Here is a 1,095-nt window from a genome sequence, read left to right on the forward strand (position 1 = left end):
GTTTTTTCTCGATCAGATTGTTATTAAAAACTGGATGCGAAAAACCATCAGTGAAACCTATACATGGATGCTTCTCTTGGCGTTGGCATTTATGGTTATTGGAACAGTCTCTACCACGCTCTACGTCGGTTTTGATGCTCTTGCCGATAAACTGGAGATCACTCAAGAAGACATTTTGTTTGCCAACCAAAGTGAAGCGCGATGGGTGTCCAACTTGCATCGCAAGCTGCTACTCGCAAACGGCATGGATATCTTAACGCAGCACCCTATTTTAGGCGTGGGCGCCAAAATGCTGCCCAACTTTATGATCGATTACTTCAACTACGATGAATTAGCAATTTACACCCACAACTTTGTGCTCGATACCGCCATCGAATACGGTTTGCTCGGCATTGCGTTTCTGTTTGGAGGCTACTTTCTTTTCATCAAATTTTGTTTTCGCAGTATCGATGACAACAGAAAAAGTCTTTTACTCGCGGTTTACGCCCTCATCATGGTGTTCTTCGTTGCCGTAAATACCACCATCATTTTGATACTTTTGTTGCCAGTTATGATCAGTCGAAAACGAACACCAGAACCTCAGACCGTCATCCATTCGCTGCCAGTCAATAAAAGTCACGAATTTTAATAATCAAGGATTTGATCAATGAAATACTCTATCGCTCGACAATTTGAAAAGAACCGAGAACTTCGGGCTGATAACTTCGTCTTGGTGTATCAAATGGGGAAAGTGGGCTCGTCATCTATCGAGCATACTTTGGAAGCGCGTAATATTCCGAGCTACCACATCCACACGTTTGACGATCATGAAGAATTTCACATGTACCACAACAAAAAGGATGTGAGTAAATTCTTCGATTTTAAAAATCGCGCGATGTACCGTTTGGTTCTGAATCAACGCAAGCGCATTTTGCAAAAGCGCGAGCAAATCAAGATCGTTACATTAATCCGTGACCCGATTGCGACAGTTTTCTCCCGTTTTTTCCAAGATTTGCATCTGCAATTTATCGAAGGCAAAAAGAACGACGCCATCCACCGCGATATGGAAGTGACCTACAAGCATCTCGAGCATTGCTTTGATAACTACATCAACAT

Annotated in this window: 2 protein-coding genes; both read left to right on the top strand. The window is 42.6% G+C overall.

Annotated features, from left to right (window positions below):
- Positions 1-628, top strand: a 628-nt coding sequence (locus R7044_RS24290; protein ID WP_225455882.1) for an O-antigen ligase family protein, incomplete at its 5' end; no start/stop codon positions are given.
- A gap of 18 nt (positions 629-646) precedes the next feature.
- The coding region (locus tag R7044_RS24295) for a putative capsular polysaccharide synthesis family protein (RefSeq protein WP_225455883.1) at positions 647-1,095 on the top strand (449 nt) is incomplete at its 3' end.

This window comes from Vibrio sp. 1402, assembly GCF_033340275.1.